This window comes from Variovorax sp. VaC1 (assembly GCF_043658315.1).
Taxonomy (GTDB): Bacteria; Pseudomonadota; Gammaproteobacteria; order Burkholderiales; family Burkholderiaceae_C; genus Variovorax.
The window spans coordinates 387,984-407,119 of the sequence record NZ_JBIGLT010000003.1; the positions used below are offsets into that span (position 1 = coordinate 387,984).

General features: G+C 65.0%; 17 protein-coding genes and 2 tRNA genes. 15 read left to right on the top strand and 4 right to left on the bottom strand.

Features of this window, described 5'->3' with window-relative positions; translation table 11 throughout:
- The first annotated feature begins 23 nt into the window (after nucleotides 1-23).
- From ACGLHS_RS13930 to rimO, 5 genes are all read left to right on the top strand, one after another.
- Nucleotides 24-2,228 (top strand): RelA/SpoT family protein, encoded by a 2,205-nt coding sequence (locus ACGLHS_RS13930; protein ID WP_394480490.1) that lies wholly within the window; start codon nucleotides 24-26, stop codon nucleotides 2,226-2,228.
- A gap of 48 nt (nucleotides 2,229-2,276) precedes the next feature.
- Nucleotides 2,277-2,353: transfer RNA gene (locus ACGLHS_RS13935), tRNA-Val, on the top strand.
- 170 nt (nucleotides 2,354-2,523) lie between these two features.
- A complete protein-coding gene (locus ACGLHS_RS13940) occupies nucleotides 2,524-2,892 on the top strand; it encodes a hypothetical protein (protein WP_394480492.1) in 369 nt (122 codons plus the stop codon).
- A gap of 75 nt (nucleotides 2,893-2,967) precedes the next feature.
- Nucleotides 2,968-3,528 carry a polyhydroxyalkanoate synthesis repressor PhaR gene (gene phaR, locus ACGLHS_RS13945; protein WP_093241199.1) on the top strand — a complete coding sequence of 187 codons (561 nt, stop codon included), beginning with the start codon at nucleotides 2,968-2,970 and terminating at the stop codon, nucleotides 3,526-3,528.
- Between the two features lie 99 nt (nucleotides 3,529-3,627).
- Entirely contained in the window at nucleotides 3,628-5,034 is a 1,407-nt protein-coding gene (rimO, locus tag ACGLHS_RS13950; RefSeq protein WP_093241196.1) for a 30S ribosomal protein S12 methylthiotransferase RimO, read from the top strand.
- An 84-nt stretch (nucleotides 5,035-5,118) separates the two neighbouring features.
- Here rimO and ACGLHS_RS13955 read toward each other — a convergent pair.
- Nucleotides 5,119-5,203: transfer RNA gene (locus ACGLHS_RS13955), tRNA-Leu, on the bottom strand.
- Nucleotides 5,204-5,284: 81 nt separating this feature from the next.
- Here ACGLHS_RS13955 and rnr point away from each other — a divergent pair.
- Complete coding sequence (rnr, locus tag ACGLHS_RS13960; RefSeq protein WP_371126672.1) at nucleotides 5,285-7,552, top strand: ribonuclease R; 2,268 nt, start codon at nucleotides 5,285-5,287, stop codon at nucleotides 7,550-7,552.
- Between the two features lie 63 nt (nucleotides 7,553-7,615).
- Nucleotides 7,616-8,380: an SDR family oxidoreductase gene (locus tag ACGLHS_RS13965; protein WP_093241193.1), complete on the top strand. Its 765-nt coding sequence runs from the start codon at nucleotides 7,616-7,618 to the stop codon at nucleotides 8,378-8,380.
- A 5-nt stretch (nucleotides 8,381-8,385) separates the two neighbouring features.
- Here the strand turns inward: ACGLHS_RS13965 and ACGLHS_RS13970 are convergent, their stop codons facing one another.
- A complete protein-coding gene (locus tag ACGLHS_RS13970; protein ID WP_394480496.1) occupies nucleotides 8,386-9,855 on the bottom strand; it encodes an NAD(P)H-hydrate dehydratase in 1,470 nt (489 codons plus the stop codon).
- A 60-nt stretch (nucleotides 9,856-9,915) separates the two neighbouring features.
- Between ACGLHS_RS13970 and ACGLHS_RS13975 the strand changes: the two genes are divergently transcribed.
- The gene (locus tag ACGLHS_RS13975; RefSeq protein WP_394480498.1) at nucleotides 9,916-10,356 is read left to right on the top strand and encodes a hypothetical protein; all 441 of its coding nucleotides are present in this window, start codon (nucleotides 9,916-9,918) and stop codon (nucleotides 10,354-10,356) included.
- On the opposite strand, the gene ACGLHS_RS13980 is transcribed toward ACGLHS_RS13975, so the two are convergent.
- Nucleotides 10,346-11,599, bottom strand: coding sequence for a D-amino acid dehydrogenase (locus ACGLHS_RS13980; RefSeq protein ID WP_394480500.1), 1,254 nt, complete (start codon nucleotides 11,597-11,599; stop codon nucleotides 10,346-10,348). The two genes, ACGLHS_RS13975 and ACGLHS_RS13980, sit on opposite strands and share 11 nt — an antisense overlap.
- A 53-nt stretch (nucleotides 11,600-11,652) precedes the next feature.
- A complete protein-coding gene (locus ACGLHS_RS13985; protein ID WP_394480502.1) occupies nucleotides 11,653-12,978 on the bottom strand; it encodes an amidase in 1,326 nt (441 codons plus the stop codon).
- Nucleotides 12,979-13,186: 208 nt separating this feature from the next.
- Between ACGLHS_RS13985 and rpsB the strand changes: the two genes are divergently transcribed.
- The 7 genes from rpsB (at nucleotide 13,187) to ispC (ending at nucleotide 19,116) form a co-directional block, all read left to right on the top strand.
- Nucleotides 13,187-13,939, top strand: coding sequence for a 30S ribosomal protein S2 (gene rpsB / locus ACGLHS_RS13990; protein WP_093241177.1), 753 nt, complete (start codon nucleotides 13,187-13,189; stop codon nucleotides 13,937-13,939).
- An 81-nt stretch (nucleotides 13,940-14,020) separates the two neighbouring features.
- Nucleotides 14,021-14,944, top strand: coding sequence for a translation elongation factor Ts (gene tsf / locus ACGLHS_RS13995; RefSeq protein WP_093241175.1), 924 nt, complete (start codon nucleotides 14,021-14,023; stop codon nucleotides 14,942-14,944).
- Nucleotides 14,945-15,040: 96 nt separating this feature from the next.
- Complete coding sequence (pyrH, locus tag ACGLHS_RS14000) at nucleotides 15,041-15,763, top strand: UMP kinase (RefSeq protein WP_394480505.1); 723 nt, start codon at nucleotides 15,041-15,043, stop codon at nucleotides 15,761-15,763.
- An 11-nt stretch (nucleotides 15,764-15,774) separates the two neighbouring features.
- Nucleotides 15,775-16,335 carry a ribosome recycling factor gene (gene frr / locus ACGLHS_RS14005; RefSeq protein ID WP_093241170.1) on the top strand — a complete coding sequence of 187 codons (561 nt, stop codon included), beginning with the start codon at nucleotides 15,775-15,777 and terminating at the stop codon, nucleotides 16,333-16,335.
- 8 nt (nucleotides 16,336-16,343) lie between these two features.
- The gene (gene uppS / locus ACGLHS_RS14010) at nucleotides 16,344-17,063 is read left to right on the top strand and encodes a polyprenyl diphosphate synthase (protein ID WP_394480508.1); all 720 of its coding nucleotides are present in this window, start codon (nucleotides 16,344-16,346) and stop codon (nucleotides 17,061-17,063) included.
- Between the two features lie 23 nt (nucleotides 17,064-17,086).
- The gene (locus ACGLHS_RS14015; protein ID WP_093241166.1) at nucleotides 17,087-17,932 is read left to right on the top strand and encodes a phosphatidate cytidylyltransferase; all 846 of its coding nucleotides are present in this window, start codon (nucleotides 17,087-17,089) and stop codon (nucleotides 17,930-17,932) included.
- Nucleotides 17,929-19,116: a 1-deoxy-D-xylulose-5-phosphate reductoisomerase gene (gene ispC, locus ACGLHS_RS14020; protein ID WP_394480511.1), complete on the top strand. Its 1,188-nt coding sequence runs from the start codon at nucleotides 17,929-17,931 to the stop codon at nucleotides 19,114-19,116. Before ACGLHS_RS14015 ends, ispC begins: the two co-directional genes overlap by 4 nt.
- Nucleotides 19,117-19,136: the final 20 nt, after the last annotated feature.

The following is a 19,136-nucleotide window of genomic DNA, read 5'->3' on the forward strand; positions in this document are numbered from 1 at the left end:
CTTCGAATCTTCAGACGGCACCCATGTCCGAGGGGATCATGGTCGACTATCCGTTGTCCGCCGCAACGGCCGACCGCACGCCCGTGATCGAGAACATGCTCGCGCGCGCCCGTGCGTTCGCCGAGCCACTGATTGCCGATGAGAAGCTCGATACGGGCGAGAACACGCTCGCGCATGCGGATGCGGTGGCTGCCATCGTCGCGAAGATGGGAGGCTCGGAAGCCATGCAGGCGGCGAGCTATCTGGTCTATGCCTGCCAGCACCTGAACCGTCCGCAGGAGGTGATCGCCAAGGTCTTCGGCGACAACTTCGCGGCACTCGCAGTCGAAACCACCAAGCTGGTTCGCGTACAGGAGCAGGCGCGTGCGGCGTCGCAGGGCAATCACCTGGAAGGTGCGGGCGCGCAGACCGAGAACGTGCGCAAGATGCTGCTCGCGTTCTCGCGCGACCTGCGGGTGGTGATGCTCCGGCTGGCCTCGCGCCTGCAGACCCTGCGCCATGCCGCCGCGAGCAAGCAGCCCGCGCCCGAGAGCGTGGCGCGCGAGTCGCTGCAGGTGTTCGCGCCGCTCGCGAACCGGCTGGGCATCTGGCAGGTGAAGTGGGAGATCGAGGATCTTTCCTTCCGCTTTCTCGAACCCGAAACCTACAAGCTGATCGCGCGGCTGCTCGACGAGAAGCGCATCGAGCGCGAAGGCCACGTCGAGCAACTGCGTTCGCAACTGGAACGCGAGCTGCAGGCCGAGGGTGTGCATGCCGTCGTGCAGGGGCGCCCCAAGAATATCTACAGCATCGTCAAGAAGATGCGCGGCAAGTCGCTCGACTTCGCGCAGGTGTTCGACATCCTCGCGCTGCGCGTGGTGGTGTCCGATGTCAAGGATTGCTATGCGGCGCTGGCCTGGGTGCATTCGCACTTTCAGCCGATCGACGAGGAGTTCGACGACTACATCGCCCGGCCCAAGCCGAACGGCTACCAGTCGCTCCACACCGTGGTGCGGGAGCTGGTTGATGGCAAGCCGGGCAAGCCCATCGAGATTCAGATCCGCACTGAAGAGATGCACGATCACGCAGAGCACGGCGTGGCCGCGCACTGGGCTTACAAGGAAGCTGGCCACAAGGGCTATGCGGGCGTCTGGGCGAGCGGCGAGTACGACGCGAAGATCGCGGTGCTGCGCCAACTGCTGGCATGGGAGCGCGATCTGTCGGGCGGCCTGCAGGGGCAGGGCCTGTTCGACGACCGCATCTATGTGCTGACGCCCGATGCTGCGATCGTCGAGTTGCCGCAGGGCGCGACGCCGGTCGACTTCGCCTACACGGTGCACACCACGCTGGGCCATCGCTGTCGTGGCGCGCGTGTCGACGGTGCGATGGTGCCGCTCAATACGCCGCTGTCGAATGGGCAGACGGTCGAGATCATCGCCGCCAAGGAAGGCGGGCCTTCGCGCGATTGGCTCAATGCGGAACTGGGTTATCTGGCCAGCCACCGTGCACGTGCGAAGGTGCGTGCGTGGTTCAACGCGCAGATCACGCACGAGACCGTGGCGCGCGGACGCGAGGCGGTCGAGAAGCTGCTGCAGCGCGAAGGCAAGACGGCGATGCGGCTTGAAGACCTGGCGTCGCAGCTTGGGTTCAAGTCGGCGGACCATCTGTTCGAAGTCGTCGGCAAGGATGAGTTTTCGCTGCGCAACATCGAGACGCTGCTGCGTCCGCCGGAGCCGACGCCCGGCCCCGACGATGGCGTGCTGATCAAGAAGGCGCGCGGCAGCGAGAAGTCGGGCAAGGGCGGCGTGCTGGTGGTGGGCGTGTCTTCATTGATGACGCAACTTGCCAAGTGCTGCAAGCCCGCGCCGCCCGATGCGATTCGTGGCTTCGTCACCCGTGGGCATGGCGTCAGCGTTCATCGCGCGGACTGCAGCAACTTCCGCACGATGGCTGGCCGCGATGGCGAGCGCGTGATCGATGTCGAATGGGGCGCTGCGAAGAAGGGCGCCGAGGCGCCGGTCTACGCGGTGGATGTGGCTGTAGAGGCTGCGGATCGCCAAGGCCTGCTGCGCGACATCTCCGATGTGTTTGCGCGCGAGAAGATGAATGTGATCGGCGTGCAAACGCAATCGATCAAGGGCACGGCATGGATGACGTTCACTGTGGAAATCGCCGATGCAGCGCGGCTCACGCAGGTGCTTGGCGTGGTCACTGCAGTGATTGGTGTGCGATCTGCACGTCGTCGCTGAAAAGTGCGTTTTCTCCTGCTACAATAGCTGCTTCTCGGACACATCCTTAGGCGCGTAGCTCAGCTGGTTAGAGCACCACCTTGACATGGTGGGGGTCGTTGGTTCGAGTCCAATCGCGCCTACCAATTTCTGTTTCAACCCCGGCCAACCACCGGACCCGTCGAACAGAGCATGCACCGGGTTCCCCGGTGCTCAAATCGTCCCTTGTGGTGATGCAGAAAAAGACCTTGGCCATGTTGTTGTGCTACCTTGGTCGTTCTGCAAATCCTCTCCAATTTTCTTGATAAGCGATCCGATGAATACGCGATCGACGCTGGTTGATCGGGCTCATGCCGACAAGCGCCTGGCGGCACTGCTGAAGCAGGCCCCTATCGAGTTTGCGCGTGCGGTCTACGGTATCAACGACCATGCAAGTGGCCGTACCGACACCATGGCTGCACGCGAAGTGGCACGCGCCCAGCGGCAGGGTATGCCGTTGACCGAAGAGCGCGCCGAGCAGCGCGCTCGGGCCTATCTTCCGACGCTGGGGCAGGAGCACTGCCCACGCTGCTGGGTGGTCTACGGGCAGAAAAATCCCTTGCGCTTTCGAGAAGCGGTCGAGGAGCGCCCCGAGTCGGCTGCTTGCCACGCCTGTGGCGCCGAGTACGTGACCTCGCCGGACTGAGCGAAAGTGCAGGCCGCGGTCAGGGTAAACCTTGTCGCGATGCAGCAAAAGCGCTCCCTAGAATCATCCGATGACATGGGCGTCCATGTGAAGGAGTCCGCAGTGCAGAGCAAGAAGTCCGGGGTCAAGCCGGTACAGCGTGTGATCAAGAAGTACCCCAACCGAAGGCTCTACGACACCGAGACATCCACGTACATCACGCTGACCGAGGTCAAGCAACTGGTGATTCAAAGCGCCCAGTTCGTGGTGCGCGACGCCAAGACGGGCGACGACCTTACGCGCAGCATCCTGCTGCAGATCATTCTTGAAGAAGAGGCGGGCGGCGCGCCGATGTTCACCGAACAGGTGCTGGCGCACATCATCCGTTTCTATGGGCAGGCCATGCAGGGCTACATGGGGCCTTACCTCGAGAAGAACATCCAGGCGATGACCGAGGTGCAGGCCCAGCTCGCCGACAAGGCCGAGGGCCTGACGCCCGAGATGTGGTCGAAATTCATGACCATGCAGTCGCCGATGCTCCAGGGCCTGATGGGCAACTATGTCGAGCAATCGAAGAATGTCTTTTTGCAGATGCAGGAGCAGATGCAGAAAAATACCGAGCAGGTGTTGGGAGCCTTTGGCATCAAGCGTCCCTGAATGTCGTCCGGTTGTGCGAGGGTGGCCGCGCCGCAGCCGGGGGAGGGGGATGCTCAATCATTGCCCGGCTGTCACCGATAGCTGGGACAATAGAGGCATATGAGCGAAGTTGCCTCCCCCGAACGTACGACCCAGTCGACCGCCCCCAAGGTCGGCTTTGTGAGCCTGGGCTGCCCCAAGGCCCTGACCGATTCCGAATTGATCCTGACCCAGCTGAGCGCAGAGGGTTATCAGACCGCAAAGACTTTCGAGGGTGCCGATCTGGTGATCGTCAACACCTGCGGCTTCATCGATGATGCGGTGAAAGAAAGCCTGGACACCATTGGCGAAGCACTGGCCGAGAACGGCCGGGTGATCGTCACCGGCTGCCTGGGTGCCAAGACTGGCGACCAGGGCGGCAATCTGGTGCGCCAGATGCACCCCAGTGTGCTGGCCGTCACGGGTCCGCACGCCACGCAAGAGGTGATGGATGCGGTGCACGCCAACCTGCCCAAGCCGCACGATCCATTCATCGACCTGGTGCCGAATACCTTCGGCATTGCCGGCCTCAAGCTGACGCCGCGCCACTATGCGTACCTGAAGATCAGCGAAGGCTGCAACCATCGCTGCACCTTCTGCATCATTCCTTCGATGCGCGGCGATCTCGTGTCGCGGCCGGTCGGCGACGTGCTTGGCGAGGCCAAGGCGCTGTTCGAAGGCGGTGTGAAAGAGCTGCTGGTGATCAGCCAGGACACCTCGGCGTATGGCGTCGACGTGAAGTACCGCACCGGGTTCTGGGACGGCAAGCCGGTCAAGACCCGCATGCTCGAACTGGTGCGCACGCTCGGCGAGATCGCCGAGCCCTATGGCGCCTGGGTCCGTTTGCACTATGTGTACCCGTATCCGAGCGTCGACGAGATCATCCCGTTGATGGCGAGCGGCCAGGTGCTGCCGTACCTCGACGTGCCGTTGCAGCACAGCCATCCCGATGTGCTCAAGCGCATGAAGCGCCCGGCCAGCGGTGAAAAGAACCTGGAGCGGCTGGCGCGTTGGCGCGAGGTGTGCCCTGAGCTTGTGATTCGCAGCACCTTCATTGCCGGCTTCCCTGGCGAGACGGAGCAGGAGTTCGAGCATCTGCTCGACTTCATCCGCGAAGCGCAGATCGATCGCGCGGGCTGCTTTGCCTACAGCCCGGTCGAAGGTGCAACCGCGAACGACATTCCCGGCATGCTGCCCGAGGCCGAGCGCGAGGCGCGCCGTGCCCGCTTCATGGAGGTGGCGGAAGCCGTGTCGATCGCCAAGCTGCAAAAGCGCATCGGCTCGACGATGCAGGTGCTGGTTGATTCAGCGCCGGGCATGGGCCGCAAGGGTGGGGTGGGGCGCACATATGCAGATGCACCGGAGATCGACGGCACGGTTCGCCTGCTGCCACCGGAGAAGATCAGCAAGACGCTGAAGGTCGGCGAGTTCACTCGTGCGCGCATCGTCGGCGCCGAAGGCCATGACCTGATCGCATTGCCCGTTTGATGTTTCTGATTCAAGCGGACAAGAAAAAAGCCACCGGAGGCCGGTGGCTTGAATCGAATGACCTGGTAAGGGTCTGTTTGAATCTGGTGCCCAGAAGAGGACTCGAACCTCCACGATGTTACTCGCTAGTACCTGAAACTAGTGCGTCTACCAATTCCGCCATCTGGGCCCACATAACTGCAGAAGCAGGTATGTTTTGAATTTCAGGAAAGAAGGAGATCATATCAAAAATAATGTCACTTCCAGCGGCTTGCTGGATGAAATCGAAGGCACTGTTCAAGGACATCGCGACGGCCACGGCTTCGTGCAGCGCGATGACGGCGAGGCGGACATCTACCTGCCGCCGAATGAGATGCGGGCAGTGCTGCACAAGGACCGCGTCAAGGCACGCGTCGTGCGGCAGGACCGCCGCGGTCGTCCCGAAGGGCGCGTGGTCGAGATCGTCGAGCGCCCCGAGCAGCCCATCATCGGTCGCCTGTTGCACGAAGGCGGCATCTGGCTTGTTGCACCCGAAGACAAGCGCTACGGCCAGGACGTCCTGATTCCCAAGGGAGCGACCGGTCCCGCGAAGGTGGGGCAGGTTGTCGTTGTGCAGCTGACCGAACCCCCTGCGCTGTTCGGTCAGCCCGTGGGCCGTGTGAAAGAAGTGCTGGGCGAGATCGACGACCCCGGTATGGAAATCGAGATCGCCGTGCGCAAGTACGGCGTGCCGCATGAGTTTTCCGCGGAATGCCTGGCCGAGGCCAAGGCGCTTCCCGAGAAGGTCCGTCCCGCCGACAAGAAGGGGCGCGTCGACCTGACCGATATCCCGCTCGTCACCATCGACGGCGAAGATGCGCGCGACTTCGACGACGCCGTGTACTGCGAGCCCGCGAAGGTGGGCCGCGGCAAGGGCTGGCGCCTGCTGGTGGCCATCGCCGACGTCAGCGCCTACGTGAAGACCGGTTCGGGCATCGACATCGACGCCTACGACCGCGCCACCAGCGTCTACTTTCCGCGCCGCGTCATTCCGATGCTGCCCGAGAAGCTGTCGAACGGTTTGTGCTCGCTCAACCCCGAAGTCGAGCGCCTGTGCATGGTGTGCGACATGCTCGTCGCGGCCGATGGCGAGGTCTACGCCTACCAGTTCTATCCGGCCGTGATGTTCAGCCATGCGCGCTTCACGTACACCGAAGTGGCCGCGATTCTCGGCAACACGCGCGGGCCCGAAGCTGCCAAGCGCAAGGACCGCGTGAAGGACCTGCTGAACCTCGCCGACGTCTACAAGGCCCTGCTCAAGCAGCGCGGCAAGCGCGGTGCGGTCGACTTCGAAACCACCGAGACGCAGATCATCTGCGACGACGCCGGCCGCATCGAAAAGATCGTGCCGCGCACGCGCAACGAGGCGCACCGCCTGATCGAAGAAGCGATGCTCGCGGCCAACGTCTGCAGCGCCGACTTCATCGCTGAAGGCAAGCACCCGGGCCTGTACCGTGTGCACGAAGGTCCGACGCCCGAGAAGAAAGAAATCCTGCGCGGCTACCTCAAGGCCATGGGCGTGGGCCTGAGCATCACCGACGACCCCAAGCCGGGCGAGTTCCAGGCGATTGCCGAAGCCACGAAGGAGCGGCCCGACGCGCAGCAGATCCACACCATGCTGCTGCGCTCGATGCAGCAGGCGATCTACACGCCGATCAACAGCGGCCACTTCGGCCTGGCCTACGAGGCCTACACGCACTTCACCAGCCCGATTCGGCGCTATCCCGACTTGCTGGTGCACCGCGTGATCAAGGCGATCCTTACCAAGACGCGCTATCAGCTGCCGATGCTGCCGACGCCGGGCGAGGCGCATGCCAAGCTGGCCAAGCGGCTGGCCTCGCGCGTGAAGGCGCCCACGACCAAGCCGCAGAAGGCGACGGTCGCGCCCACCAAGGAAGTGCTGGCCTGGGAAGCAGCGGGCCTGCATTGCAGCGCCAACGAGCGCCGCGCCGACGAAGCCAGCCGCGACGTCGAGGCCTGGCTCAAGTGCAAGTACATGCGCGAGCACCTGGGCGAAGAGTACGGCGGTGTGGTCACCGCGGCCACGACCTTCGGCATCTTCGTCACGCTCGATGCGATGTACGTCGAGGGCCTGGTGCACATCACCGAACTCGGCGGTGAGTATTTCAAGTTCGACGAGATGCGCCAGGAGCTGCGCGGCGAGCGCACCGGCATCCGCTACGCCATCGGAACGCGGGTGCGGGTGCAGGTGAGCCGCGTTGACCTGGATGGTCGCAAGATCGACTTCCGGCTGGTCCGCGAAGGCGAAGACCTGACGACCCGGGCCATGAAGGACAAGGGCGCCGTATCGTCCGGCGTGCCGGTGAAGGCGTCGGCCAAGCGCAGTTCGCGCCACAAGGCCGAGGCAAACAGCGAGCAGCGATCGGACCGCGGCGCGGTCACCGCTGCGGCGGGGCCGCAGTCGGCCATGCAGGCCTTCAAATCGGCAGTCAAGAAGGCCGCCAACAAGATGAAGGGGCGCAAGCCCCGCCGCGGATGACCAGCAGGCATCACCTCACAAACGACAGACAAGCGACAGACACGCAAGAAGGAGACATTGAGCATGAGTGCTGAGAGCAACAAGGGCCGCATCGCCATCGTGACGGGCGCAGGTTCGGGCATTGGCCGCGCGGCGGCATTGGCGCTGCTGGGCGATGGCTGGAGCGTGGCCCTGGCGGGCCGCCGCCTGGAGCCGTTGGAGCAGGTGGCCGAAGAATCGGGCGCCGGCGCGCGAGCCTTCGCCGTGCCTACCGACGTGGCGAATGCCGAATCGGTGCAGGCACTGTTCGCGGCCACGGTGGAGCGCTTCGGCCGCGTCGACCTGTTGTTCAACAACGCCGGCGTGGGCAATCCACCCGGCCCGTTCGAAGACTGGACGCCCGAGCAGTGGAAGGGCGTGGTCGACATCAACCTGAGCGGCATGTTCTTCTGCATCCAGCAGGCGTTCCGCACGATGAAGGCGCAAACACCGATGGGCGGCCGCATCATCAACAACGGCTCCATCTCGGCCACCACGCCGCGGCCGAATTCGGCGGCCTACACGTCGACCAAGCATGCGGTCGAGGGCCTGACCAAGACGGCATCGCTCGACGGCCGCAAGTACGACATTGCCGTGGGGCAGGTCGATGTGGGCAATGCCATGACCGAACTGGCCTCGCGCATGGCCAAGGGCGTGCCGCAGGCCAATGGCGAACTGGCGATCGAGCCGCTGATCGACGTCAAGATCGTGGGGCAATCGGTGCTCTACATGGCGAACCTGCCGCTCGAAGCCAACGTGCTGTTCCACACCATCATGGCGACGAAGATGCCCTTCGTCGGGCGCGGCTAAAAGCCTCAGGCGGGCGTGCGGCGGGCCAGTGTGCCGGCCGTCAGCAGGGGCGCGTCGGCGGGCCATGTGTCGGCGATGTGGCCATGCCGCCAGACGGCTTCTTGTGCCGCCTCGAAGGCCGGCTGGTGGGCTGCCAGTGCGGCGCCGATCATGCCGGCCAGCACGTCGCCGGTGCCGGCCGTGGCGAGCCGGGCATTGCCGGTCAGGTTGATGGCGGCGGGCCCATCGCCCGCGTCGGCAATCACGGTGCCCGAGCCTTTGAGCACGGCCACGATGCCGAAGCGCGAGGCAAGCTTGCGGGCTGCGGCCAGCCTGTCTACCTGGACATCTGCGGCGGTGCAGCCCAGCAGCCGGGCGGCTTCCAGCGGATGCGGCGTGATCACCGTGGGGCGCCCGCGCTTCCCGCGCGATGCCAGTTGCGTTTGCAACGCGCTGTCGGTTGCGATGGCATTGAGGGCGTCGGCATCGAGCACCAGGGTTGCTGCCGTTGCCAGCGCACGCGGCAGCAATTCGCGCACTGCGCTTCCTCCGCCGCAGCCGCAGACGGTGGTCGTGCCGGACAGGTCCAGCGTGCGGGCGTCGCGCAGCATCAATTCGGGCTGCGAGGTGTCGACAGGCACAGCGCTCGGGTCGAGCAGCCCGACGAACACGCGGCCCGCGCCGGCGTGCAGCGCCGCCGAGCCTGCGAGCAACGCGGCGCCCGCCATGCCGGGTGCGCCACCGATCACCACCACGTCGCCGTAGCTGCCCTTGTGCGATGCGTGTGCGCGCGGCTGCGCTCTTGGCGGGCCGGCAAGGCGCGCGGTGGGTTGCTCGGTGAAGGCGTTGCAGCCCAGGTCGTCGAACCAGACGGTGCCGGCCGCGTCGCGCCCTTGTGCCGTGAAGAGACCAGGCTTCAGGGTGAGAAAGGTGAGGCAGGCGCGGATCGGCTGCGCTTCTGCGGCAAGCGATTCGTCTGCGGCTGAAAGAACGCCGGTGTCCGCGTTCAATCCCGATGGCACATCGACACTCAGCACCGATTGCGCCGTGGTCCGCATCTGCCGCAGCCATTCGGCCATCGTGCCTTCGGGCGGTCTGGATGCACCGATGCCGAGCAACGCGTCGATGGCCAGTTCGTACGTGGCGGGAGGCGTGGGTGCAAAGAAAGCGCCTGCATCGCGGGCACGCTGCAGCGAGGCCTTGGCATCCGGTGGCAGTTGGCCTTCATCGCCCGCAAAAGTGACGACAGGAAAGAAGCCCCGGTGCCGCAACTGCGCGGCCGCCTCGAACCCGTCGCCGCCGTTGTTGCCCGGCCCGCAGGCGATCCAGATCGTGCGCGCATGCGGCGCGATGGCCATGGCGAGTCGCGCCACCGCCAAGCCCGCGCGCTGCATCAAGGTATGGGCAGGCAGGGCGGCTGCGGTCGCCTGCTCGATGCGCCGCGTGGCTGCGATGTCGAACAGATCGGCGACGGTGGCGGACGTGATGCGTTGCATCGATCCATTGTGCCGCCGGGGCCGGTGCATGGGCGCTGCCACGCCACCTATCATCGCCCGATGAAATTCAAGGGCCTTGGCTGGCTGCTGCTCCTGCTGCTGGCGTGGTTTGTCTTCTTCGCGGTTGCGACCTTGGCGTGGACGGCCGGCGTGGGTTGGGCGCTTGGCGTGCTGGGTGTCGTTTGGGGCACTTTTCTGCTGGCCGACGTGAAGCAGTGGGTGCCCTTGCGGGATCTGGCCTGGGCCGCAGGCGTCGGGTTCGGCCTCAGTGTCGTGCGCTGGCTCGAGGTGCCGATCGACAGTGTGTCCGGCATGGCGCGCTTGTTTGTACTGGGCGGCTACGCGCTGTGCCTGGCATTCTTTGCACTGATCGCGCCCGCGTTGCTGGGGCTGCTGGCCCAAAGGTTCAGGCCGCCAGCGGAGCCCGAGCCGCCGGCCGGTTTGCCAGTCGAAGCGCCGGCCAGTCCTGAAATGCTGCGCCGGTGGGACCCTAAAGACTGAGCCGCTCGACGCCCAGCCCTTCGAGGTCGACGCCCGGGTCCTGCCCGCCGATCAGGTCGCCAATCACGCGGGCACTGCCGCACGACAACGCCCAGCCGCTCGAGCCGTGGCCGAGGTTGAGCCATACGCCCGGGATGCCACTGGGCCCCAGCACGGGCGGCCCGTCGGGCAGCATCGGCCGTGCGCCTTTCCATTGCTGCACGCCCGATTGCAGCGTGGCCGCACCCGGGAACCAGTCGTGCAGCACCTTGTAGAGCGTCTGCACGGCGGCGGGATTCATCGTGTCGAGCGAGCCGCCGATTTCTGCGCTGCCAGCCACGCGCACACGCTGCCCGAGGCGCGAAATGGCGACCTTGTAGCGTTCGTCCATCACAGCGCTGCGCGGCGCGTTGAGCGGTTCGCGAATGGGGGCGCTGACGGAATGGCCGTAGATCGGCGCCATCGGAATGCGCAAACCCAGCGGCCGCAGCAGCGTGGCCGAAGCAAGGCCGGCGCACACGACGATCGCGTCGAAGCGGATGGCGTCCGAGCCGCTCGCCAGCGACAGCGAGGTGGGGGCTGCGCGGCTCAGCGGTGCGATGTCGCAGTTGAAGTGAAACTGCGCGCCGAGCGCCTCGGCCTCCCACTTCAGAAGCAATGCGAACTGGCGGCAGTTCGCGACTTCGTCTTCCGGCAGGTGGATGGCGCCGGCCAGCGGCGTGTCGGGGTTGAGGGCGGGCTCGATCAGCCGGGCTTCGTCGGCGTCGATTTCCTTGAACACGCTGCCCGCGGCGCGCAATACGTCCAGGCCGGGCTGGATCAGTTTTTTCTCGCGCTTGGAGCGCAGCAGCACCAGGTAGCCGTCGCTGCGCTCGTAGCTGAGTTCGCGCGCTTCGGTCACCTCGTGCAGCCGGGTGCGGCTGTAGAAGGCCAGGCGCTGCATGCGGGCGCGGTTGGCCAGGTAGGTTTCGAGCTTGCAGGCCTTCTGCCAGCGCGATATCCAGCCGATGTCGCGCGTATTCAGGGGCCAGCGCAGCTTGATCGCGCCATGCGAGGAGAGCAGCGAGCGCAATACCTTGCCGCGCATGCCGGGCGCGGCCCATGGCGTGACGTATCCGGGTGCGACCACGCCGGCGTTGGCGAAGCTGGCTTCTTCTGCGGCGGCGCCACGGCGCTCGAACACGGTCACTTCATGGCCGTCGGAAACCAGTTCCCAGGCGGTGGTGACGCCGATGATTCCGGCGCCCACGATCGCGATTTTCATTGAATGTTCTAGATAAAAGAGGCAGCTGACGCCCGCGGAATGGGCGTATGCAGCTATTGATTTTGCAGCGTGCGTTCGGCTTGCAGCGCAATCGCGAGCACGGCGTCGTCGTGCAGCGCGGCATGCCACAGCATCAGGCCGACCGGCAGCTCGCCGGCGGCATGGCAGGGCAGCGAGATGGCGCAGCCGTCGAGCATGTTGATGATCGACGGATTGCGCAGCAGCAGTGCGTTGACGCGGAAAAATTCTTCGTCGCGCTCGGCGCCGGGGGCCACGCTTGCGATGGTGGGGGCGGTGATGGGCACGGTGGGCGACAGCACGGCGTCGAAGGGCGCCAGGGCTTTCTCCATGCGGGCGATCCAGTCGCGACGGGCATGGATCAGGTCGATGTACTCGTGCGCCTTCATGCTGGCGCCGCGCAGGATGCGCTGGGCTACCCGTGGGTCGTAGCCGGCGCCGCTGCGCTCGAGCAGCAGCCGGTGCCAGGCGTGCGATTCGGCGGCCGAGAAGCCGCCGGTGGCATTGATGGACTGCAGGTCGGCCAGCTCGGGCAACTCGATTTCTTCGATGCGGGCGCCTGCGGCGGACAGCGCTTTCAGCGAACGCTCGAATGCGGCGGCCACGGTGGGCTCGATGCCGTCGAAGAAAACGTTCTTCACGACGGCCAGCCTGTAGGCGCCGATCGAGGCGGAGCCGGCCGTCACGGTCCGCGCGGCCAGGATTTCGTGCGCGGTGACGGCGTCGCGCACCGATCGCGTCATGGCGCAGACCGTGTCGAGCGTGGTCGACAGCGGCAGCGCGCCGGTGGACGGAACCAGGCGCGCCGTGTTCTTGAAGCCGACGATGCCGTTCAGGGCTGCGGGAATGCGGATCGAGCCGCCCGTGTCGGAGCCAAGGCCGATGAACGCCGCGCCGCTGGCGACCGAGATCGCCGCGCCGGACGACGAGCCGCCCGGAATGCGCGGCGTGGTGGGGTCGCTCACGTTGGCGGGCGTGCCGTAGTGCGGGTTGACGCCAACGCCCGAAAACGCGAATTCGCTCATGTTGGTGCGGCCGGTCAGCGCGCCGCCCGCGGCGCGCAGCCGTGCGACCGCGACCGCGTCGGCCTTGGCCGCCGGCGCGTGGGACAGCACCACCGAGGCGGCGGGTGTCGGCTGGCCCGCCACGTCGAACAGGTCCTTGGAGGTGAAGGCCAGCCCGGCGAGCCTGCTTTCCGGCGCCGCCCCGACGGCCGCCTGGCGGACCTCGTCGAACAGGGTTCGGGTGAAAACGTGGGCGCAGGCCGCGGACCCGGAGATGTCGATGGCGCGCTCTATTTCGGTGCGTGCATCGGAGCCGCCTGCCAGAAGCGCGAGACGGGTGGCGTGAAGGTCGTTCATGGGTGGCTGCTGCTGCCGCGTGGACGGCTCGGGTTCAGGAATGAGGGTGTCGGCCGTGCTATACTCTTTGGGTTTCGCTGGTCGAGCGACGGCTCCCGTTGCATCCAGTCAAACACATCCGCAAACCGGCCCAATCAAGGTGTTGTGACTCTATTCAAAAGAGCGCAAAACGGGCTGGATTTTAGACCCAACCTTTGGAGTAATTTCAATGTCTACCACCATGCGCGAAATGCTGGAAGCCGGTGTCCATTTCGGTCACCAAACCCGCTTCTGGAACCCCAAGATGGCTCCGTACATCTTCGGTCATCGCAACAAGATCCACATCATCAACCTGGAAAAGTCGCTCCCGATGTTCCAGGATGCGATGAAGTACGCCAAGCAACTCACGGCCAACCGCGGCACGATCCTGATGGTCGGTACGAAGCGCCAGGCTCGTGAAATCGTGGCGGCTGAAGCCCGTCGCGCCGGCGTGCCTTTCGTCGACACCCGCTGGCTCGGCGGCATGCTGACCAACTTCAAGACCGTCAAGACCTCGATCAAGCGTCTGAAGGACATGAAGGCCCAGCAAGAAGCCGGCCTCGACAGCCTGAGCAAGAAAGAGCAGCTGACGTTCTCGCGCGAAATCGCGAAGCTCGAAAAGGACATCGGCGGCATCCAGGACATGGCTGCGCTGCCGGACGCCATCTTCGTGATCGACGTGGGCTTCCACAAGATCGCCGTGGCTGAAGCCAAGAAGCTCGGCATTCCGCTGATCGGTGTGGTGGACTCCAACCACTCGCCCGAAGGCATCGACTACGTGATCCCCGGCAACGACGACTCGTCGAAGGCTGTCACGCTGTACGCCCGTGGCATCGCCGACGCCATCATCGAAGGCCGCAACAGCGCCGGTGGTGACGTGGTCAAGGCCATCGCCGAAGGCAGCGACGAATTCGTCGAAGTCGAAGAAGGCGCTTCGGCCTGATTGGCGCGCCCGCGAGCCTGAAGAAGGGGCTTTGGTGCCCCTTTTTTTTAACCTGATTTTTGGATTTACGGAGATACACAAATGGCTGCAATCACCGCAAGCATGGTCGGCGAACTGCGCGCGAAGACCGACGCGCCCATGATGGAATGCAAGAAGGCCCTGACCGAGGCCGACGGCAACATGGAAAAGGCCGAAGAGTTGCTGCGCATCAAGCTCGGCAACAAGGCTGGCAAGGCATCGGGCCGCATCACCGCTGAAGGCGTGGTCACGGCTTTTGTCGACGGCGCTGCCGGCGGCATGATCGAAATCAACTGCGAAACCGACTTCGTCACCAAGAACGACAGCTTCCTGGCCATGGCCAATGCTGCCGCGATGCTGGTTGCCAAGAACAACCCCGCAGACATCGCTGCACTGGGCGCGCTGGCCTACGAGCAAGACGGTTTCGGCCCCACGCTCGAAGACGTGCGCAAGGGCCTGATCGGCAAGATCGGCGAGAACATGAGCTTCCGCCGCTTCAAGCACTTCACGGGCAACGGCAAGCTGGCTTCGTACCTGCACGGCACGCGCATCGGCGTGATGGTCGAGTTCGAAGGCGACGACACGTCGGCCAAGGACGTGGCAATGCACATTGCCGCCATGAAGCCGGTCGCGATCCAGGCATCCGACGTGCCCGCCGACCTGATCGAAAAAGAGCGCGCAGTTGCAGCCGGCAAAGCGGAAGAAGACCGCAAGACGGCCGAAGCCGAAGGCAAGAAGCCGCAGCCGGCCGACATCGTTGCCAAGCGCATCGAAGGCGGCGTGCAGAAGTACCTCAAGGAAGTCTCGCTGCACAACCAGCCGTTCGTGAAGAACGACAAGCAGACCGTCGAGCAGATGCTCAAGGCCGCCAACACCTCGATCAAGGGCTTCACCCTGTACGTGGTCGGCGAGGGCATCGAGAAGAAGGTCGACGACTTCGCTGCCGAAGTGGCTGCGCAAGTCGCTGCCGCCAAGGCTGCTGCCTGATCCAGCAGCCACATAAGCGGCGGTGCGCGAACGCGTGCCGCCGCTTTTTCACCGCTACGTTTTACACTCGCCCCCGCCAACTCAAGGAAATTGCCCATGTCTGATCCCCGCCCAGCCCACAAGCGAATCTTGTTGAAGCTGTCGGGAGAGGCATTGATGGGCGACGACGCCTTCGGCATCAACCGCGCCACCATCGTCCGCATGGTCGAGGAGATCGCGGAAGTGGTGAACATGGGGGTCGAGGTAGCAGTGGTCATCGGCGGCGGCAACATCTTCCGCGGTGTCGCGGGTGGTTCCGTCGGCATGGACCGTGCAACGGCCGACTACATGGGCATGCTGGCCACCGTGATGAATGCGCTGGCACTGGCCGACGCCATGGACAAGCAGGGGCTGGTGGCTCGCGTGATGTCCGCCATCGCCATCGAGCAGGTGGTCGAGCCCTATGTACGCCCCAAGGCCCTGCAGTACCTCGAAGAGGGCAAGGTCGTGGTGTTCGCGGCCGGCACCGGCAACCCGTTCTTCACCACCGACACGGCCGCTGCGCTGCGCGGTGCCGAAATCGGTGCCGAGCTGGTGCTCAAGGCCACCAAGGTCGACGGCGTCTACACCGCCGATCCCAAGACCAGCCCCCAAGCAACGCGCTACGCCACGCTGACTTTCGACGAGGCGATCGCGCAAAATCTCGGCATCATGGACGCCACGGCCTTTGCGCTGTGCCGCGACCAGAAGCTGCCGATCAAGGTGTTCTCGATCTTCAAGAACGGTGCGCTCAAGCGCGTCGTGATGGGCGAGGACGAAGGCACGCTGGTGCATGCCTAGGAGTTTTTGAGATGACCATTGCAGACATCCGCAGTGCGACCGACGCGAAGATGAACCAGTCGCTCGCCGCATTCCAGAACAACCTCACCAAGATCCGTACGGGCCGCGCCAACTCGGCGCTGCTCGACTCGATCCACGTCGACTACTACGGCTCGCAGGTTCCGCTGAGCCAGGTGGCGAACGTGTCGGTGCTCGATTCGCGCACCATCAGCGTCCAGCCCTGGGAAAAGGGCATGGGTGCCAAGATCGAGAAGGCCATTCGCGAAAGCGACCTGGGCCTCAACCCGGCCTCGATGGGCGACCTGATCCGCGTGCCGCTGCCCGCGATGAGCGAAGAGCGCCGCAAGGAAATGACCAAGCTGGTCCGCAACGAAGGCGAAAGCGCCAAGATCGCCACGCGCAACCTGCGCCGCGACGCGAACGAGTCGGTCAAGAAGCTGGTCAAGGAAAAGCTGGCGTCTGAAGACGACCAGAAGCGCGCCGAAGCCGAGATCCAGAAGGTCACCGACCGCCACATCGCGGAGATCGATCGGCTGGTCACGGCCAAGGAAGCGGAGATCATGGCCGTTTGAGGCCTGCCATGGCCTCGTCATCGCCGCGCATTCCTCACCACGTTGCCATCGTCATGGACGGCAACGGCCGTTGGGCGACGCGGCGATTTCTGCCTCGCGTGGCGGGGCACAAGCAGGGTGTCGAATCGCTGCGGCGCTGCGTCAAGGCCTGCGCCGATCGCGGCGTGGGTGTGCTCACGGTCTTTGCGTTCTCGTCCGAGAACTGGAACCGCCCAGTCGAAGAGGTTTCGGGCCTGATGGAGCTCATGGTCGGCGCGCTCGGCCGCGAGGTGCCCCGGCTCAGCAGCGATGGCGTGCGGCTGCATTTCGTCGGCGAGCGTGCCGGCCTGTCGCCCAAGATGGTGAAGGGCCTGGTCGATGCCGAGGCGGCCACCGCGCACAACACGCGCATGGTGCTCAACGTCTGCTTCAACTACGGCGGCCGATGGGACATCGCGCAGGCCGCAGCCAAGCTGGCGGCCCAGGGTGAGGCGATCACCGAAGTCAGCCTCGACCGCGCCATGGCCCTGGCCCACGTGCCCGACCCCGATCTGTTCATCCGCACCGGCGGCGAACAGCGGCTGTCCAATTTCCTGCTCTGGCAGAGCGCCTATGCCGAGCTTTTCTTCAGTGACAAGTTGTGGCCTGAATTCGACGAGGCCGCGTTGGACGAGGCCATCGCCGCATTCCTGGCCCGCGAACGCCGCTTTGGCCAAACCTCGGCACAGGTCGCGGCCGTGACGGCCTGACCGATGGCCTGACAACCTCCCGCATGCTCAAACAACGCATCCTCACGGCGATCGTGCTGCTCGCGATCCTGTTGCCAGCGCTGTTCTATCGAAACCACATCCCCTTCGCCTGCGTGATGCTCGTGCTGATCGGCGCGGCGGCGTGGGAATGGGGGCGCCTGAACGGCTATGGCCAGGGTGTGTCGCTGTTTCTGGGCGCCGAAACGGTGCTGCTGTGCGGGCTCTCTTGGTGGCTGGGCCTTCTCGAGCAACCCTTGGTTTTGATGTGGACGCTGGCCAGCGCCGCCTGGGTGTTGGGCGGTGCGGCGCTTCTGCGCGTGGCGGCGCCGGGTTGGCCGCGCATTCCTCGCGGACTGCGGCTGGTCGGCGGCCTGCTGGCGTTGTGGGTCGCATGGCTTGCTGCCGTGCAGGCGCGCATGGTCGGCATCAATTTCCTGCTGTCGATCCTGGTGCTGGTGTGGGTGGCCGACGTGTTCGCCTATTTCGCCGGCCGTGCGTTCGGCCTCAAGTTCACGCGCGCCAAGCTGGCGCCCGCGATCAGCCCGGGCAAGAGCTGGGAAGGCGTGTGGGGCGGCATGATCGGCGTGGTGGTGCTGGCGTTTGCCTGGGTCTGGGCCGACAAGGCCGCCGGTGCGACGGTTGCCAGCCTCTACACCCGCCTGAACGAACGCGGCTGGTGGCTGCTGCTGCTCGGTGCCATTTTTCTCGCTGCGATGAGTGTCGTAGGCGACCTCGTCGAATCCCTGATCAAGCGCAGCGCTGGCGCAAAGGACAGCAGTCGCCTGTTGCCCGGCCACGGCGGCGTGCTCGACCGGGTGGATGCTCTCTTGCCGGCGCTCCCCATTGCCATGATGCTGGCCTTCCTGTGAATACTCCCAAACAACGCGTGACGGTGCTCGGTTCGACCGGTTCGGTCGGTGTCAGCACGCTCGACGTCATTGCGCGGCACCCCGAGCGTTTCGAGGTGTTTGCGCTGTCCGCCGCCACGAAGGTAGACGAACTGCTGGCCCAGTGCGCGCAGTTCTCGCCGCGCTTTGCCGTGATGGCGAGCGCGCCGCATGCCGCGCTTCTGGCCGAAAAAATCAAGCAAAACGGGCTGAAGACGCGCGTTTTGACTGACGTTGATGCTATTGAAAAGATAGCTTCCCATGAGGAGGTCGATGCCGTCATGGCCGCCATCGTCGGTGCGGCAGGGCTGGGCCCTTGTCTGGCAGCGGCGCGGGCAGGCAAGCGGCTGCTGCTGGCGAACAAGGAGGCCCTGGTTGTCGGTGGCGAACTTTTCATGCGCACGGTCCGCGAGGGCGGTGCCACGCTGCTGCCCATCGACAGCGAGCATTCGGCCATCTTCCAGTCGTTGCCTGAAGACTCTTCCACATGGTCGCGACGCATCGACAAGATCATCCTGACTGCCTCGGGTGGGCCGTTTCGCACGCGTGCACCCGAAACCTTGGGAACGGTCACGCCCGAGCAGGCCTGCGCGCATCCGAACTGGGTCATGGGGCGCAAGATCTCGGTCGACTCGGCCACGATGATGAACAAGGCGCTCGAAGTGATCGAGGCGCGACACCTGTTTGGCGTCGCCCCTGAACAGATCGAAGTCGTCATTCATCCGCAGAGCGTGGTGCATTCGATGGTGCAGTTCACCGACGCCTCGGTCATTGCCCAGCTCGGCACCCCCGACATGCGGGTGCCGATCGCGGTGGGCCTGGCCTGGCCCGAGCGCATCGAGAGCGGTGCGGCACGTCTCGATTTCCGCCAGATGGCGTCCCTGAGCTTCGATGCGCCCGACGCTGCACTCTTTCCCGGGCTGGGCTTGGCATGGCATGCGTTGCGTGCCGCACCGGGCACGACTGCCGTCCTGAACGCCGCCAACGAGGTCGCTGTCGAGGCTTTCCTGGACCGGCGCCTGCGTTTCGATCGCATTCATGCGGTGAACATGGAAACTTTGGAGACGGTCTCCCCCTCCAAGCTGGCATCGCTGGCCGACCTGCTGGCGCTCGATGCCAGCGCCCGCGCCGCGGCCAATGCCGCGGCACTGCGTTTCGCAGCCTGACTGACCTCCTACCAGCTCTC